The organism is Acetomicrobium thermoterrenum DSM 13490 (assembly GCF_900107215.1).
GTDB classification, from domain to species: domain Bacteria; phylum Synergistota; class Synergistia; order Synergistales; family Acetomicrobiaceae; genus Acetomicrobium; species Acetomicrobium thermoterrenum.
Map to the genome: position 1 here is coordinate 22,148 of NZ_FNPD01000012.1, position 13,337 is coordinate 35,484.

The 13,337-nt window shown below is 48.0% G+C and carries 15 protein-coding genes and 1 riboswitch; of the genes, 10 read left to right on the top strand and 5 right to left on the bottom strand.

All coding sequences use genetic code 11. The features are described 5' to 3' along the window. Positions 1 to 123 precede the first annotated feature (123 nt). Positions 124 to 657, top strand: a complete 534-nt coding sequence (locus BLU12_RS08920; protein ID WP_009201753.1) for a chromate transporter — start codon at positions 124 to 126, stop codon at positions 655 to 657. After that, positions 650 to 1,198, top strand: coding sequence for a chromate transporter (locus BLU12_RS08925; RefSeq protein ID WP_091462197.1), 549 nt, complete (start codon positions 650 to 652; stop codon positions 1,196 to 1,198). The genes BLU12_RS08920 and BLU12_RS08925 overlap by 8 nt, the downstream gene beginning before the upstream one ends. A 19-nt stretch (positions 1,199 to 1,217) precedes the next feature. On the opposite strand, the gene BLU12_RS08930 is transcribed toward BLU12_RS08925, so the two are convergent. The 5 genes from BLU12_RS08930 to BLU12_RS08950 all read right to left on the bottom strand — a co-directional run bounded on the left by BLU12_RS08930 (position 1,218) and on the right by BLU12_RS08950 (position 6,010). Then, entirely contained in the window at positions 1,218 to 1,703 is a 486-nt protein-coding gene (locus tag BLU12_RS08930; RefSeq protein ID WP_091462199.1) for a chemotaxis protein CheX, read from the bottom strand. After that, on the bottom strand, positions 1,693 to 2,166 hold the full coding sequence (locus tag BLU12_RS08935) for a pre-16S rRNA-processing nuclease YqgF (protein WP_091462200.1): 474 nt from the start codon (positions 2,164 to 2,166) through the stop codon (positions 1,693 to 1,695). The genes BLU12_RS08930 and BLU12_RS08935 overlap by 11 nt, the downstream gene beginning before the upstream one ends. Beyond that, complete coding sequence (locus BLU12_RS08940; RefSeq protein ID WP_091462203.1) at positions 2,166 to 3,044, bottom strand: lysophospholipid acyltransferase family protein; 879 nt, start codon at positions 3,042 to 3,044, stop codon at positions 2,166 to 2,168. Before BLU12_RS08940 ends, BLU12_RS08935 begins: the two co-directional genes overlap by 1 nt. Before the next feature lie 394 nt (positions 3,045 to 3,438). After that, positions 3,439 to 3,990 (bottom strand): hypothetical protein, encoded by a 552-nt coding sequence (locus tag BLU12_RS08945; RefSeq protein WP_091462205.1) that lies wholly within the window; start codon positions 3,988 to 3,990, stop codon positions 3,439 to 3,441. 13 nt (positions 3,991 to 4,003) lie between these two features. Beyond that, positions 4,004 to 6,010 (bottom strand): FAD-dependent oxidoreductase, encoded by a 2,007-nt coding sequence (locus BLU12_RS08950; RefSeq protein ID WP_091462207.1) that lies wholly within the window; start codon positions 6,008 to 6,010, stop codon positions 4,004 to 4,006. Positions 6,011 to 6,244: 234 nt separating this feature from the next. Here BLU12_RS08950 and BLU12_RS08955 point away from each other — a divergent pair, with 234 nt between their 5' ends. The 8 genes from BLU12_RS08955 to thiW all read left to right on the top strand — a co-directional run bounded on the left by BLU12_RS08955 (position 6,245) and on the right by thiW (position 13,302). After that, complete coding sequence (locus BLU12_RS08955) at positions 6,245 to 7,435, top strand: coenzyme F420-0:L-glutamate ligase (protein WP_091462210.1); 1,191 nt, start codon at positions 6,245 to 6,247, stop codon at positions 7,433 to 7,435. Between the two features lie 120 nt (positions 7,436 to 7,555). Further along, entirely contained in the window at positions 7,556 to 8,317 is a 762-nt protein-coding gene (modA, locus tag BLU12_RS08960; protein WP_091462211.1) for a molybdate ABC transporter substrate-binding protein, read from the top strand. Next, on the top strand, positions 8,314 to 8,943 hold the full coding sequence (gene modB / locus BLU12_RS08965) for a molybdate ABC transporter permease subunit (RefSeq protein ID WP_091462213.1): 630 nt from the start codon (positions 8,314 to 8,316) through the stop codon (positions 8,941 to 8,943). The genes modA and modB overlap by 4 nt, the downstream gene beginning before the upstream one ends. Beyond that, positions 8,940 to 10,034, top strand: a complete 1,095-nt coding sequence (locus BLU12_RS08970) for an ABC transporter ATP-binding protein (RefSeq protein ID WP_091462215.1) — start codon at positions 8,940 to 8,942, stop codon at positions 10,032 to 10,034. The genes modB and BLU12_RS08970 overlap by 4 nt, the downstream gene beginning before the upstream one ends. 72 nt (positions 10,035 to 10,106) lie before the next feature. Continuing rightward, positions 10,107 to 10,216: riboswitch (TPP riboswitch) on the top strand. A 66-nt stretch (positions 10,217 to 10,282) separates the two neighbouring features. Then, complete coding sequence (locus BLU12_RS08975; protein ID WP_234945595.1) at positions 10,283 to 11,026, top strand: ABC transporter ATP-binding protein; 744 nt, start codon at positions 10,283 to 10,285, stop codon at positions 11,024 to 11,026. Next, positions 11,019 to 11,762, top strand: coding sequence for an ABC transporter permease (locus tag BLU12_RS08980; protein ID WP_091462218.1), 744 nt, complete (start codon positions 11,019 to 11,021; stop codon positions 11,760 to 11,762). The genes BLU12_RS08975 and BLU12_RS08980 overlap by 8 nt, the downstream gene beginning before the upstream one ends. A 70-nt stretch (positions 11,763 to 11,832) precedes the next feature. After that, the gene (locus BLU12_RS08985) at positions 11,833 to 12,759 is read left to right on the top strand and encodes an ABC transporter substrate-binding protein (protein WP_091462220.1); all 927 of its coding nucleotides are present in this window, start codon (positions 11,833 to 11,835) and stop codon (positions 12,757 to 12,759) included. A gap of 30 nt (positions 12,760 to 12,789) precedes the next feature. After that, positions 12,790 to 13,302: an energy coupling factor transporter S component ThiW gene (thiW, locus tag BLU12_RS08990; RefSeq protein ID WP_057940785.1), complete on the top strand. Its 513-nt coding sequence runs from the start codon at positions 12,790 to 12,792 to the stop codon at positions 13,300 to 13,302. Positions 13,303 to 13,337: the final 35 nt, after the last annotated feature.

The following is a 13,337-nucleotide window of genomic DNA, read 5'->3' on the forward strand; positions in this document are numbered from 1 at the left end:
TGAAATATTTAAGCATAAAGCCTTTGCCTAACAGTTCAATTGTTATTAAGATTAGACCAAATACATCGTATTTGGCAACGATAAAGGATCCTTAACTTATAAATTTATAAAGGCGGCTCTGTCATGATTAAAGACATTTTCTTTCTCTTCCTGAAGTTAAGTTTGCTTGCCCTAGGGGGAGGTTTCGTTTTCATAGGCTTTATAGAGCTGGAGATAAAAAAGAAATCCTGGGATTCGCTGTGCGACATCCCTTCCCTTATTGCCGTCAGCACATCCCTCCCCGGACCAATAATAACGAACCTATCATACTTGATAGGCAAAAGCTTAAAGGGCAGCATCGGAGGACTGACGGCAATATTGGGGGCGATACTACCACCTTTCCTGATAATCTATTTTCTGGCCCCCCTATTAATGAATCAAGGAGCTTCGAATTACTTTGTGGCAACCTTTTTGCGGGGAGGGATAATAGGCGTAATGGTCTTCGTCCTTTTAACCGCTTCCCGATGGATCTACTCTGTCTACAAGATGGGTGCAGTTAGCTTTATAAGCTACATCCTCATGACCGCCCTAATGCTCATGGGGATTCACCCCCTTTTTGCTTTAAGCATCGGGTTTATCGTAAATATATCATGGGGAGGGAAAAGGGACATTGAATGAACTGTTACTTCTTGCTCTGGCCTTTGGCAGGATTTCCTTGGGCAGTTTTGCCGGAGGATTGGCTTCCATCGCACTGATATATCACGAAGTAGTAATACACTACCACTGGCTCTCTCCCGAGGAATTCGAACAAATGATAAGTTTGGCACAGATGTCACCCGGTCCAATCGCAGTCAACGCAGCAACTTATATCGGAAAAAGACTTGCCGGCCTGCCGGGAGCTGCAGTTGCAACGGCTTTCATGGTTGGAACGCCCATTATTTTGCTTATAACAATAACTTACACTATTAAATTCTTTTCCATCAGCACAAAAGCCAAACATAAAATAACTCAATCCCTGCGTCCGGGAGTTGCAGCCCTTCTTACAGCGAGTGCCCTGCGGCTCTTATCGTCATCCCTGGGGGAACCGATATATATACTATTGACACCGCTGGCTCTGTTCTTGCTGCTTAAGTCAAAGGCAAAGGACCAACCCTCTCTGGCAATCATACTTTGCGGTGCATTGGCGGTCGCGACGGCATTAGCTGCCAGAGCGTTATGAAATGTCTAAAATAAAGAGCCTAGCTTATAGCAAGGACCATATACAAAGTGCCTCCATCTTTCAACCTGAAGGGCAGAGTAAAATATCTGGTCGAATCTCCTGCTGACGGAATGGATCTTATACGCTCTCCCACCAACAGCTGCGGCGGGGTCAAATCTACGCTTCCCATCTCATTTAGCTTTATAAATGCTTGCCCGCTTGCCATGTTCGCCAGCTCCCCCAGCACACTCATGGACAGCGCATCGCCCAGCTTTGGCGTTATAGCTCCGCCTGACATGGCAGACACTATTTCGTTAAAGCTTGCCTCATCTACCATAATTGCTACGGTGCCCCTTGCCTTGGATGCAACAAACCCAACCAAGGCCGCTGCCCTGCTTCCCGAAACGCTCACTTCGGAGGTGATAGCAGCTTTATCGAGGGTTATGTCTACGCCCATACTTTTGCATACCGATACCAGAGCCCCGGCAAATCCGTTGACGACTACCGAAAAAAATTTAGGATCCATGCGTTACCCCTCCATCGACGATCTTCTTCTCCATCCACCTTCTGGTCAGCGCCCAGGCAGCCAGGTCATCTATGTCCCTTCCGGGGACTAAAAGCGACAAAGGCCAAAGCCTGCGAAAACCCTTGGGCGGATGGATTCTATAATACATCTTTCTGGCTTGCAACGTTGAGAAGGATTCATCTACAACTTCGTATTCGATTTTCTTCCTGAGCAACCCGCGCTCTAGCTCCTCCGAAGCAGTGCCGCCGCCCAACAACACCAACTCCACGTTTTTGTCGACGAGCAGTGACGTATCCCCCTCGCACCCGTAGGGAGCTAATTCAACCCAATTGCCTTCAGACAAGGCAATCAAAAAGCTTTCAAATAATTTTTTGGGGATAATTCCCGAATAAAGCAGCTCGCCCTTTTCGTCTACAAAGGCAAAGCCAATTTTATCCCTTCCTGGATCCAAGCCGAGGTACATCACCTGTCACCCAAAGTAGAGGCCCATCGGGGATACAGCCAAAGCCACTGTTCGGGATGCCTTGAAATCCATTCGGACAGGATATCGTTGCACAATCGAACGTTTTCTTCAATAGGTCTGTCGAAAAAATCTTTCACCCTTTCCTCCAAAGAGGGCAAAAAGTAAAGGTCGTGATGAATGTTATCCTTCCTCCGTACTATAAACAGGGGAACTATTGGCGATCGCATCTTCATGGCAAGCTTTACGGGCCCATAGGGAGTGCTTGCCGGTTGTCCTAAAAAGGGAGCGATTATTCCCTTGTCCTTTGCGTCTTGATCGAGCAAAACACCCAAGATATTTCCTTCCTGAAGACACTTTATGGCACCCCTCAGGTCGAAACCCTTACCAATAGTCTCGACACCACAGGAGGCCCTGATATCGGTTATCAACTTAGTGATACGAGCATCCCGCTGTTCGGCTCCTATAGCCCTCATTGGATAATCCTTGATGCCCAGATAGGCCGCTGCGAGCTCCCAATTGCCCAAATGTGCTGTGAGCAATATCACTCCCCTGCCGCAAGCTAGGGCATCGTTAAGATTTTCTATGTCATGGACAGAAACTATTTCGTCTATTTTTTTGCCTATCTTCGCCAAATTCAGAAATTCTACGACGCTTCTGCCCAAATTTATATACGATTTTGCGACGACCTCTCTGGCAACTTCGAGGCTACAGCCCAGAAATTTTGAACACCTGATAATGGCCTTTGAGGATTTGTCCTTATTTAAGCTAAAGACCATGCGCCCCAAGCTGCCGCCCAAAGACAGGGCTGCAGAATGGGGCAACAGGTGTGATTGCATGCTCAAATACTGTATGCCTAACCATATAAGCTCTTGAGTCATGAAAATTTAATCACCATCCATAGTTATGTTGTCCGTGACATGTATGAATTATCTCAAAACGTGTCCTTCGGCATATCGGTATTTTCACAAAGGAGTGACTTGAAAGCTTCCGTAGACATACTGAAAAGTATAACCTAAAAACTTCCTAATTGTTCAAAATTTCCTGCAAAACATTCAGGACTTTCCCAAAATCGACGGTATAGACCCCCTTATGTCCCTAGGCACTGAAACAGGCCCGGGCACCAAACCAATGGGATAGGTTTTCATTTCTTGCACTCCTAACTTAGTAAAATTTTCTATATATCATTGAACCTTCCCACTCAATTGGCTATAGCCTCTTTTGAACACTTTTATACGAATCTGGACTGGAAATTCAAAACCGTAAAAGGAGGGCCTAGGCCCTCCTTTTACGGTTTATACTCTCGTACAGTACATTCAAGGAAATATTTTTCCTTCTCGCCCGCTCTAAATCCCAATTCAATAAAATAGCCTTAAAAAAATCCCTTTCTTTAAATATATAAGACCTCTTCCTCTCACGAACCGCCCTGTAAAAATGATGCAACAAAACTGCCTTGGGATCTTCTATCCGATCCGTAGGAAAAGGGCCTCGAAAGGCTAACCCCGAGGCCCTTTTAACGGCATCATCATCCGCCAAAAGCCAGGCTTCAATTTTCCGCCTAGCGGGAACGAAGATTAACCCCGGACTTTCCGATTCCAATATGAGGTTTTCATCCTTATCGTCTGCTTCGTCGTATATGGCTATCACGAAGTATCCCTTGGCATTCAAGATTCGCGCATGACGATCCGCTTCCTTCAGAAGCCTGTTGACTCCCCCAAGTTGTCTTACCTTTGTTATTACACGGTCCGGGACAAGCTGTCTAACGATGCTTTTTACGACCAGAACGTCATTTGCGCCTTCGCACAAAAAAGCCAGCTTTCCCGACATAAATCCTTCGCCGTTAAATGTTTTTCGCCACCTCGAAGGCATCCCATATGGTGAACATGAAGTTACGCACCTTCATGGCATCTCCGATCAAATATGTATTGGGAAATTCCTTGCGCACCGAATCGTATAAGCCCTTCTCTTCCCTGAGACCAATGGCTATGACTATTGTATCTGCCTTCACCTCTTTACGCCTAAAGCTCTTATCCGTTAAGATCACTCCTTCGGGAGTCACTTCGCTAACGATAGCTCCCGTTATGCTCTTTACTTTGTAAAAATCCAACAAGTCGAGTAACATCATCTTATTTGCGTGACATTGCGGCACGCCTGCTGACATCAGTTCATCGAGCATCTCGACTATTGTTACGGATTTACCCTGCTGAGCCAGCCACAGAGCCGTCTCGCAACCGACCAGGCCTCCGCCGACTACGAGAATATCTTGACCTGCCTTGCCTCTGCCGAGCAGCAGCTCTTCTGCTTTTATGACGTTATTCTTCTCTAAGCCGGGCACATCTAAATCCTTCGGCACAGATCCGGTAGCCACAATTACGACGTCAGGATTGTCCTTTTTTAACTGCTCTAAGGTGATTTCAGTATTAAGTTTGACCTTTACACCTGCATTAGCAAGTTCCGCCTCATACCACTCCAACAATCTAACTTCGTCCTTTTTGAATTCAGGTACCGAAGCCTCGAGCAGGTGTCCTCCCAGTCGACTGCCCTTCTCGTAAAGAGTCACATCGTGTCCCCGCAAAGCGGCAACCCTTGCAGCCTCCATGCCTGCCAGGCCTCCCCCAATAACGCAAATCTTTTTCGGCTCTTGAGCAGGAGTAAGAATCATCTCTCTTTCTCTTCCGCAGGCAGGATTAACGGCGCACGAAAGTGGTTTGCCCTCAAATATCCTGCCCAGACAGCCATCTTGACATCCCAAGCAGGGCCTGATCCTTTCTTCCTGGCCTGACTTTACCTTGTTTGGCCACTCGGGATCCGCGAGCAACCCTCTTCCCAAGACGATCACATCGGCAGTTTTTTCTTCCAAAGCTTGAGCGGCAAGGTCAGGCAGCTCCATCCTGCCGGCCATGAGCACGGGAACGCTTATCACCTTTTTTAGCTCTCGAATCAGGTCTATGTAACAGCCGTGTTTCATATAGTTCGGCGGATGGGCCCAGTACCAGGCTTCGTACGAACCTGCATCGGCATTAAAGCCGTCGTAACCTGCTTCTTCCAGTATCTTGGCTGCTATGAGGCCTTCCTTTAAGTCCCTTCCTCTTTCCTCGAACTGCTCTCCGGGCAAACCTCCCTTATTCCATCCCTTTATGTAGCTTTTTACGCTAAACCTAAGGATGACCGGAAAGGTCTTGCCCACCTTGGACTTAATGGCCTTAATTATCTCGATGGGAAACGTAAGCCTTCCTTCCAGGTCTCCGCCGTATTTGTCGGTCCTCCTATTGAAGAAGCTCATGGTGAACTGATCCAGAAGGTAGCCTTCATGCATGGCGTGTATCTCGATGCCATCGAAGCCGCAAGCCACGGCGATCTCTGCTGCTTCTGCAAACCTCTCGACCAGGCGTTCCACTTCCTCGGTCTTAAGCTCCCTGCATGTTACGTTGGGTTCCCAGTAGTTTGGAATGGCCGAAGGAGCTACCGGTTGACAGTCGAGCATGATTGGATGAGCATTATGGCCCAGACCGGCTGTAACTTGGACGAATATCTTCGATCCGTAGGCATGAACTCTTTCCGTAAGTTCCGAAGCCCTAGTGATGAAATGAAGCGGATTTAACGTTATACACGGAAAGGTAGGCATTTTCAGCTTTTCTATCTCGTTTTCGACCTTAACTGCTCCCGTTATGATAAGCCCGGTACCGCCACGAGCCCGTTCGACGTAGTATTCGACGGCTCTGTCTGCAAAACAGCCATCCTCAGTAACCATGCCAATGATTCCCATGGGAGCCATGGCAATTCTATTTGGTATTACCGCACTTCCTATTCTGATGGGCTCAAACAGCTTTTCTTGACCCTTCTGCATTTTCGAGACACCTCCTTATTTATGTCAATCTCCTCATGCGCTAGCTGTAATATATTATATCATGCCCTGAAAGCCGCGTTATTTATACGCCATGGTATATTAACCATCACTTTGGGCTTAAAATAACAAAGAGGCCGACTGCTTTGGTAAGATATCGATAAAAACAAATTTATGTTATATTATCGAACGGTCGCAAAGAAACCCACACAAAGCGCGAGGGGGGCGTAATTTAACATGGCACGTAGAGTTGGCACGATAGCTAGAGGGATCAGGGCACCCTTGGCCAAAGCTGGAGATGACGTGATCTCGTTAGTGATAGATTCCATAAAGAGGGCGTGCAAAGATGAGGGCTTTTCGCTGCGAAGCAGGGATGTCATAGGCATTACCGAATCATTAGTCGCCAGAACGCAGGGAAACTATGCCTCTATATACCACATAGCTGCCGACATTTCACAAAAGACATCTGCTGAGGAAATAGCAGTTCTTTTTCCCATAATAAGTCGGAACAGGTTCTCTTTAATCCTAAAAGGCATTGCTTTGACCGGAAAAACTATACATCTTTTTTTAAATTATCCCAACGACGAGGTTGGCAATCCCGTAATGGACAGGGACGTCCTTTACGATCAAGACATAAATCCCTACATCGATTTATTAGACGAAAAAGACTATCGAACCATACCAGGGCTCGCCATTGTTCATCCCTTTACAGGAGTAGATTACGTAGAGCTTTACAAAAGCCTGGCCCCTAAAGGCAAAGTGAATATATATTTTTCAAACGATCCAAAGGTGGCTTTGAACTACTCAAGCGAAATCTTGCTCGCAAACATCCATGAAAGATCTTGGACGAAAAAAATCCTTTCCAAAGCCGGCGCCAAGAGGGTTCTCGGATTGGACGACCTGCTTACCGAACCCGTGAACGGGAGCGGCTATAACCCCGAGTACGGCTTGCTCGGATCTAACATGGCCTCTGAAGACAAGGTCAAACTTTTTCCACGAAACTGCCAGGAAATCTGCGAGAAAATACAGTCCAGGCTTAAAAACATCTTTGGCGTAGAAGTGGAAGTAATGATTTACGGCGATGGAGCTTTCAAGGACCCCAAGACCGGCATATGGGAGCTTGCCGATCCCGTGGTCTCTCCCGGCTTCACCAAAGGCCTGACGGGAACACCTAAAGAGATCAAATTAAAATATGTAATCGACAAAGAGCTGGAGGGAAGTAGAAGCGCCCTCGAAGAATCCGTCAAAGAGCGTATTCTTAAGAAGAAAGAGCTTGACATAGATACAAACGAGACTTTGGGCACCACTCCCCGCATGTACACCGATCTTCTCGGAAGCTTGTGCGACCTGACCAGCGGAAGCGGAGACAAGGGAACGCCCATAGTGTTAGTGCAGGGATACTTCGACGATTATACGGCCGAATGGTAATACAATTTTGCAACAATGTTGCGTTTTTTTAGAAGATATCTATACTTGACATGGATGCATCCCTAATCGCATGGCTAGATCAACCCGGGCATCCTAATATATTCCGTGGGAGGTATTTCTATGTCGCAAAGAATCAGACAATTGCTTGCAATCGTGATCGGAGCAACCCTTATTCTGTCCTTTAATGCCGTCAATGCCGCTCCGGCCGCCCAAGAAGACATAGTAGCCGTTGCCTCGAGCATTCATGAGTGTATCAAGGAGTTGGCGTCCGAATTCGAATCCGCAAAGATAGGAAGGGCCCCTAAAATAGTTGCCGGCGCCTCGGGCAAGCTCGCGTCTCAAATAATGGCAGGGGCTCCTTTTGGCTTATATCTATCCGCGAGTCCGGAATGGACTGAAAAGCTTCGAAAAGAAGGCTTTTTGTTCGATGTATTTCCCATGGCTTTATCTTTCCTTGTGGCATGGTGGGCGAAGGACGAGCCTATTTCTACCGAAGCTTTCAAGGAAAAGGATGTCCGCTTATCCATCGCCGACACTAAAGCTGCGCCCTTCGGCAAAGCCGCTGCACATTATCTGCAATCTCAGGGCATTTACGATGAGCTGTTAGAGGAAAAAAGACTTGTGATAACGGGCAATGTCGAACAGGCTGCGCTGGCCGTCAAAAGCGGAGGAGCAGATATAGGAATGTTCTCCTTATCGATAGCAAAAAAGCTGAACAAAGGAAGATATACCGTGCTGCCCGTGGAACCGTTGCAAAACAGCGGTGGCCTGGTCAAGGAAAGATATTCGGAGAACCTCAAGGCCTTCTGGGAATACATAAGATCCGAAAGGGCCAACGAAACATGGATCAAATGGGGTTTTGAGCCAGTGCAAGGGAAATGATTCCGTCTCTTTTCGTAAGCTTAAAGGTATTAGCGGCCGACATTCCCCTGCTACTTTTTTTAGGAACGTCGATTGGCTGGATCTTGGCAAAAAAGAACTTCAGGGGGAAGAACTTGGTTTACAACCTCATTATATTGCCGATCGCTCTTCCTCCTTCCGTTGTAGGTTTATACCTTCTCATGGCGCTGGGACGTATCCCGTATCTGAAAGAGGCAAATATACTTTTTTCCTTTACCGCTGCCGTCATAGCTCCTCTTTTTCCCGCCCTTCCGATAATGATACAGGCCGCTAAATCGGGTTTCAGCGCTGTAGACGAAAAGCTGGAAGCGGCAGCCCGCACTCTTGGCGACAGCGAATTCAAGGTGTTTCGGAGGGTGACCTTCCCCCTGGCTAAACCTTACATCATCGGAGGACTTGCCTTATCCTCCATGAGAGCCCTTGGGGAATTCGGCGTAACCTTAATGATAGCGGGGAACATACCCGGCAGAACCCAGACTTTGCCGCTTTTCATATACAGCAGCGTAGAATCCATGAGTTTTTTTGAGGCAAATATTGCTGCCATCTTGCTGACGGCATTGGGAATTGCCAGCCTATTGATTGTAAAGAGGATGGGAGGTAAGGCGTGAAAGATTGTTTAGAGGCTACATTCTTCAAAAGATTAGGCAATTTTAGTCTTGACGTTTCACTCGGACTCAAAGAGGAGATAGGAGTGCTCTTCGGCCCCAGCGGTGCCGGAAAGAGTCAAACCCTGAAAATACTGGCAGGCATAGTAAAGCCCGACAAAGGGCGCATAAACCTCATGGATCGCCTTTTATACGACTCTTCCTCTTCCGTCTTTATAAGGGCGGCAAAGAGAAAGATCGGGTTGGTATTTCAGGAGCTTGCCCTATTTCCCCATCTGACGGTCTTGGAAAATGTCGCATATGGCCTAAAGGGGCCGAATAGGTGGCGCTTAGCAAAAAGTTGGCTAGACGCCATGAGGCTCGAAGGATTTTACGACAGAATGCCCGATCAACTATCCGGTGGACAGAGGCAACGCGTTGCGCTGGCAAGGGCCTTGGCGCCAAAACCTGATCTTTTGCTCTTAGATGAACCCTTCAGCGCCCTCGAAGGACCGTTGCGTCGGGCGTTGAGAAGAGAGCTGAAAAAGCTTTTCGAAAGGGTCAAAACTCCAATTCTATACGTGACCCACGACATCGAGGACGTCTGCTCTCTGGCTAATAGGGTCTTTATCATGCGCGACGGATCGATAATGGCCGACCTCGAGGCAAGCAAGCTCTGGGACCCTTTAAGTCAGGCTAACATTTGGCATTCCCTGGGATGGGGAACTTTAATACGAGGCGAAATAGCAATAAATGACGGCTATCACTGGTTCACATGGCAAAAGGGGAGGTTGAGGCTCTCGCCCTCTAAAGAGTTGACCGCAGGTAAGGCGACGGTTTTCATCCCTCCCGACCAGATAAAACTCATTTATCCCAATCTTCCCGTGGATCATGAACTGCAACCTAACACACAGGAGGGAACGATAGTGGAGAAAATGGAGTTAAACGGATCCGTCAGACTCTATATCTTCGGAGCCGATGTAGAGTGGCATGCGGAGTACTCTAAAGATTCATACCTAACCCTAAACCTGCGGGAGGGGCATCCCATATTTTTCAGCATCAAACCGTCGAGCATAACGGTATTGACGGATGAGGAGGGTTGTTCTGCGAACTGATCGATAGCCCCTCGTGAAGTGCCTTAAGATACATGGCCCTTCTCAAATGCAAAGTTTGTGATAGAATGAAAACACAAGTCCCGGGGGAGTCGGGTAACCGACTGAGAGGAAGCTTTTGACAGCTTCGACCCTTAGAACCTGATCCGGGTCATGCCGGCGGAGGGAAGGTAAAAAATTTTGCAATATCAATTTAAAGTGCAGCCTTTCCCTGCATGCCGACTGATCCTAAAAGAGGAGGTCGGCAATTTTTGTTGAAGGTTTGCGGTATCACAAAGATCTATCCTAACCTGACGGTGTTCAGGAATATAAATTTTTCCACCGAACGCGGAAGCTTTGTCGTCTTTCTTGGCCCCTCGGGGTGCGGTAAAAGCACTCTATTCAGAGTCATAGCCGGGATAGAAGGAAGAGACAGCGGCCATATCGAATGGAAGGGCGAGAAGGTTAGCGATCTGAAGGACGAAGCCGCTATGATGCTGCAAAAGGACCTGCTTTTGCCTTGGTCCACCCTTTTGGATAACGTCTTGATCCCTGCAAAAGTCCTGGGCAAAGACCTTCAAAGGGAACGCAATAAGGCCATCGGCCTCCTGTCCCGTTTCGGCCTGTCGGGATTTGAAGATTACTTTCCCTATCAAGTCTCGGGAGGAATGCGCCAAAGGGCGGCACTGGTGAGAACTCTTCTCTTCGACAGAGAAATACTGCTCCTCGATGAGCCTCTATCTGCCCTGGATGCCCTCACCAGGAGGTTGCTGCAGAAAGAAATCCTTCGCATCCAGCTAGAGTTTGAAAAGACCGTCCTGATGATTACTCACGACATCAAAGAGGCCCTCCTCCTCGCCGACAGGATATTTTTGCTGTCTCATCTGCCCACAGGAATCATCAAAGAAATAGACATGAGAGATATGCCTAAACCCAGGCAAAGCCTGGGGCCAAAGTTGGCCGCTATGGAAGAGGAAATATTCTCCATACTGAGAGGTGAGCTGGTAGATGCATAGGAAGGCTCCCTTTCTTTTGATGACCTCCATCTTGGTCATATGGGAACTTGTGGTACGCCTTCTCGACGTACCCAAATTCATACTTCCCCCTCCCACAATCGTCCTACAGACAACTTTATTGCAGACTCCTCTTTTAGCCGGCCATGCCCTCGTAACAGCCCTGGAGATTGGCCTGGGCTTATGTTTAAGCCTTGCCATCTCACTGCCGCTTTCGATAATCATGTTCAAACATCCCTCCATAGATGCCGCCTTAACGCCATTCCTGGTCGCCTCTCAGGCGATCCCCGTGTTTGCCGTGGCACCTCTTTTGGTCGTTTGGTTCGGTTATGGTCTTTTGAGCAAAATAGTCATGGCAACGATAGTGATCTTTTTCCCCCTTACGGTCTCCACATATTCTGGCTTTAAACAGGTCGATTCCGATCTGGAGATCATCTTCGACCTCCTCGATGCCCCCTTCCGAAAAAAGATGAGGCTTCTCTACTGGCCCGCTGCTCTGCCGTCCTTTTTTTCAGGACTTAAGGTTGCAGTGGCAGTGGCCACCATCGGAGCGGTTCTGGGAGAATGGGTGGGAGCTCAAAGGGGGTTAGGATATTTGATGATTCAAATGAACGCAAGGTTGCGGACCGATATGCTTTTCGCCGCACTGGTTTGGCTAAGTTTAATGGGCATGGGGCTTTGGCTGTTGGTCAGCAGATTGGAGAAACGCTTTCTCTTCTGGCTCAACAACAAGGAATGACTGATTCGAGACATAAGCTCCATTGGGTAACTGTAAATACATAATTATTCATGAATAGGAGGTTGTAAAAATGAAACGGATGTGTTTGACATTTTTGTTGATCCTGGCTCTTGCGGTCCCGGCGATGGGAAAGGAAATTACCCTGATCCTGGACTGGTTTCCCAACGTGGACCACATTCCGCTATATGTCGCACAACAGAAAGGATATTTCGACGAAGAGGGCTTAGAGGTAAAGATAATACCCCCATCCGAAAGCGCCGATGCTCTCAAGCTTGCAGCAGCAGGCAGAGCGGAATTGGGCATAAGCTACGAACCGCAGGCATTGGTAGCTGCATCGGAGGGAATACCCCTGCTTGTCGTGGGCAGACTTATTGGCCATCCTCTTTCCACAGTATTGTATATCGAAGGACGCGGCATCAATAAACCGCAGGATTTGAATGGCAAACCCATGGGATATACTGTTGCCGGAATGGAGGACGTGTTGGCTAAGGCATTTTGCGAGCTCAACGAAGTGACAGATTACGACCTGGTGCACGTAGAATTTGCTATTGTGCCTTCCCTCGTATCGGGAAGAGTTGACTCAGTCATGGGCGGCTTTAGAAACTACGAAGTGGTGGAACTGGAATTAAAAGGCTACAAACCCGGTTATTTTGCCCTGGAAGAACACGGCTTTCCCGATTATGACGAATTGGTCGTCGTTGCCAACCCCACTTTCGCAAAGAAAAATCCGGAAGCTATAAGATCCATCAGAAAAGCCCTTTCAAGAGCAACTGAATACACCTTAAAAAATCCGAAGGAGGCACTTGCGGTATACTTGAAGGCCGTCCCGGAATCCGATGAGAAGCTCGAAAAGCTGGCCTTCGAGAAGACACTGCCCTTCTATGCTGAAAGCCAAATTTTGGATGCAGAACGCTGGAGGACCTTTGCCGACTTTGCGCATAAAGTCGGCCTCATCGAGCGCCCCGTAGATGTGGAGCCTCTCCTGTGGAAGGATTAAAGATTCTGGAGAAGAAAGCAGGAATGTAAAATGACAAAGACCGCGCTAAGAAATCTAATTTTAGCGGCCTTGTTCGCCGCAATGGCCGTTCTCCTTTCGGGATTGAGCATTCCCGTCGGTCCGACACGCTGTTTCCCCTTTCAGCATGCCATAAATGCCATAGCGGGAGTGCTTCTCGGCCCCTGGTGGGCAGGAGGCGCAGCGTTGACTACGAGCATAATACGAAACGCTTTGGGTACGGGGACCCTTTTTGCCTTTCCTGGGAGCATACCCGGCGCTTTGGTAGTTGGCATAACGGCAAAGGTCTTCAAGGACAAGAAACTGTACGCAGCTTTAACAGAGCCCGTCGGTACCGGCATCATCGGAGCGATTTTAAGCGTCTACATCTTAGCCCCATCGATCGGCAAAGAAGCTACTTTATGGTTAGTGATGCCGGCTTTTCTCTTAAGCAGCGTTCCGGGTTCACTGTTGGGCTTCGCTCTCCTCGTCGCTTTGGACAGGACGAGATGGTTTCAAAAAAACATTGGCAAAACGCTTACGTAATGCTAACCTTCTCTATATACGAGAACGCAGAGGTG